The 2,665-nt window shown below is 71.4% G+C and carries 3 protein-coding genes and 1 pseudogene; all 4 read left to right on the top strand.

What is annotated here, in order from left to right; genetic code table 11:
• The coding region (locus ACK5F2_RS17710) for a FliH/SctL family protein (RefSeq protein ID WP_409867097.1) at positions 1-519 on the top strand (519 nt) is incomplete at its 5' end.
• Positions 516-1,973: a flagellar protein export ATPase FliI gene (gene fliI / locus ACK5F2_RS17705; RefSeq protein ID WP_409867094.1), complete on the top strand. Its 1,458-nt coding sequence runs from the start codon at positions 516-518 to the stop codon at positions 1,971-1,973. The genes ACK5F2_RS17710 and fliI, both read left to right, overlap by 4 nt.
• Positions 1,974-2,007: 34 nt before the next feature.
• Positions 2,008-2,469, top strand: a complete 462-nt coding sequence (fliJ, locus tag ACK5F2_RS17700; RefSeq protein WP_409867092.1) for a flagellar export protein FliJ — start codon at positions 2,008-2,010, stop codon at positions 2,467-2,469.
• Positions 2,470-2,484: 15 nt separating this feature from the next.
• A pseudogene (locus ACK5F2_RS17695) lies at positions 2,485-2,665 on the top strand (hypothetical protein); the annotation flags it as partial.

The raw sequence follows: 2,665 nt of genomic DNA, 5'->3' as shown, positions 1-2,665 counted from the left end.
GACCCCCAACCGCAACGGCCGAGCCGAGAGCTGCTGGGCCGCGACGGCAGCATGCGCCACCCGTGCGATCAGCACGGGGCGGTGGCACAGCTCGCGGCGCACCACCTGGCGGCCCAGCACCGTGGCAATGCCGGCCAGGTGGTGCGCAGCGAGCTGAGCCAGCGCCCCGAGCTGATCGCACGGGTGGCGCATGATGCCGTCGAGGCCCTGCAGCTCTCGGCTCGCCATGTGCGTGTGCGCGTCAACCCCGAGGACCTGCCCCTGGTGCTGGACGGTGCTGGCGAGGAAATGCGGGCTCGCGAGGCGCAGGTCATCCCCGACGCCGACGTGGCCCGCGGTGGCTGCCGGGTCGAATCCGATATCGGCAGCGTGGACGCCACCCTGGCCGCTCGCTGGCTGCAGATCAGCGCCGCCATGGGCCAGCACTCCCTGTGGGAAGACCGCCGCGCTGGCGAGGCAGCAGCCGGCGGCGCTGGCGCCAACACTGGTACGGGCACCGAGGAGGCTCGCGGAGCATGAGCAGCACCTTCAGCCCCGCCGCTCCGCTCTGCGCCGGCCGTCAGGAGCGCTGGACGCGCTATCTGGACGATCTGCAGGCCTTTGCCGCCACACCCGTGCCCCTGGAACCCCAGGGCAAGCTGGTGCGCGTGGCAGGCCTGGTGCTGGAGGCCACCGGGGTCAAGGTGCCGGTGGGCTCGGTCTGCGAGATCCATGCACCACGTCAAGGTGGCAGCTCGCGCCGCGGCAGCGCCCCGGTCAAGGCCGAGGTCGTGGGCTTCTCGGGGGACCGTGCCTTCCTGATGCCCACCGACGAGGTGCAGGGCCTGTCCAGCGGCGCCCTGGTGCTGCCGCGATTCACACCGCCGCAGGCGCCCCAGCTTGGCAAGCCCCAGCACCCCTGGCGTCGCGACGAAGACCGCGGCCTGCACCTGCCCATGGGCGTGGGCCTGCTGGGCCGCGTGGTCGACCCCCACGGCCACCCCCTGGACCGTCGCGGCCCGCTGGACCTGGTGCATGACGAGCCCATGATCCGCCGCCCCATCAACGCCATGGACCGCGACCCGGTGCGCACCCCGCTGGACACCGGCGTGCGCTCGATCAATGCCATGCTCACCGTGGGCCGCGGCCAGCGTCTGGGCCTGTTCGCCGGCACCGGCGTGGGCAAGTCGGTGCTGCTGGGCATGATGGCCCGCTACACCCAGGCCGATGTGATCGTGGTGGGGCTGATCGGCGAGCGCGGCCGCGAGGTCAAGGAATTCATCGAGGACATCCTGGGCGAGGAAGGCCTGGCCCGCTCCGTGGTGGTGGCCGCTCCGGCCGACGCCCCGCCCCTGGTGCGCATGCAGGGCGCGACCTACTCCACCGCGATTGCCGAGCATTTCCGCGACCAGGGCCTGCATGTGCTGCTGCTGATGGACTCGCTCACCCGCTATGCCATGGCCCAGCGCGAGATCGCCCTGGCCATCGGCGAGCCGCCCGCCACCAAGGGCTATCCGCCCAGCTGCTTCGCCAAGCTGCCCCAGCTGGTGGAGCGCAGCGGCAACGGCCTGGCCGGTGAGGGCTCGATCACCGCCTTCTACACCGTGCTGAGCGAGGGCGACGACCAGCAGGACCCCATCGCCGACGCCGCCCGCGGCATCCTGGACGGCCATATCGTGCTCTCGCGCGAGCTGGCCGAGGCCGGCCACTACCCCGCCATCGACATCGAGCGCTCGATCTCGCGCGTGATGAGCAATGTGGCGCCCCAGGCGCATCTGGAGTCGGCCCGCCGCTTCCGTCAGCTGCTGGCCAAGTACAACAAGGCGCGCGACCTGATCCAGCTCGGCGCCTACCAGAGCGGCCACGACCACGAGCTTGACCTCGCCGTGCGCCTGCACCCCGACATGATCCGCCTGCTTCAGCAGGACATGCACAGCCCCGCGGGCCTGGACGACAGCGTCAGCCAGCTCAAGGCTGTGGTTAACCCGCACTAAAAACGGCCGATAAGCGTAAGACGGAGAGTCCGCCATGAGCACCCAAGCCCTCAACATCCTGCTGGAGCGCGCCGAGGCCGAGCGCGACGACGCCCTGGCCAAGCTTCAGGAGCTGCAGCAGCAGGCCGCGGCGGCCCGCGCCCAGGCTGATCAGCTGGGCCAGTACCGCAGCGAGTACGAGCAGCGCTGGACCCGCCAGTTTGCGCAGCGCACCACGATAGACATCGTGGGCCACTACCAGAGCTTCGGCCAGCGCCTGGACCAGGCCATCAGCCAGCAAGGTGCCATCAGCCAGTTCGCCGAGCAGCGCGTGGAGCGAGCCCGCGAGGTGCTGCGCGATCTGGAGCTGCGCGTGGCCTCGGTGCGCAAGCTGATCGAACGCCGCCAGGGCGAGTTGCGCCGCAGCGCCCAGCGCCGCGAGCAGAAGCTCACCGACGAGCAGGCCGCACGTGCCGCTCTGTCGCAGATGAACCCGTTTGTGCGCCTGAGCGCCTGAGCCCGGGAGCCGCTGATGAATCCGCTTGTCAATGCCACGATCTCCGGCCTGGGCGGTGCGCCGCGCAACGTGCCGGGCTTCAGCCCCGCCCACGCCAGCGAGGCCTCGGGCTCGAGTTTCGCCGCCCTGTTGCGTGAGCAGGCGGCCAGCGCGGTGAGCGCGCCCAAGCTGGGCGCCGCCCCCGCCCCGGCCCCGG

Origin of the sequence: Roseateles sp., assembly GCF_046300915.1 — a bacterium.
Lineage (GTDB): Bacteria > Pseudomonadota > Gammaproteobacteria > Burkholderiales > Burkholderiaceae_C > Kinneretia.
Note: the sequence above shows the minus strand (reverse complement) of the source record. Positions and strands in the feature narration are given on the sequence as shown.

Coding starts and splice junctions, on each gene's coding strand:
- fliJ (WP_409867092.1), top strand. CDS start 2,008: ATGAGCACCCAAGCCCTCAACATCCTGCTGGAGCGCGCCGAGGCCGAG.
- fliI (WP_409867094.1), top strand. CDS start 516: ATGAGCAGCACCTTCAGCCCCGCCGCTCCGCTCTGCGCCGGCCGTCAG.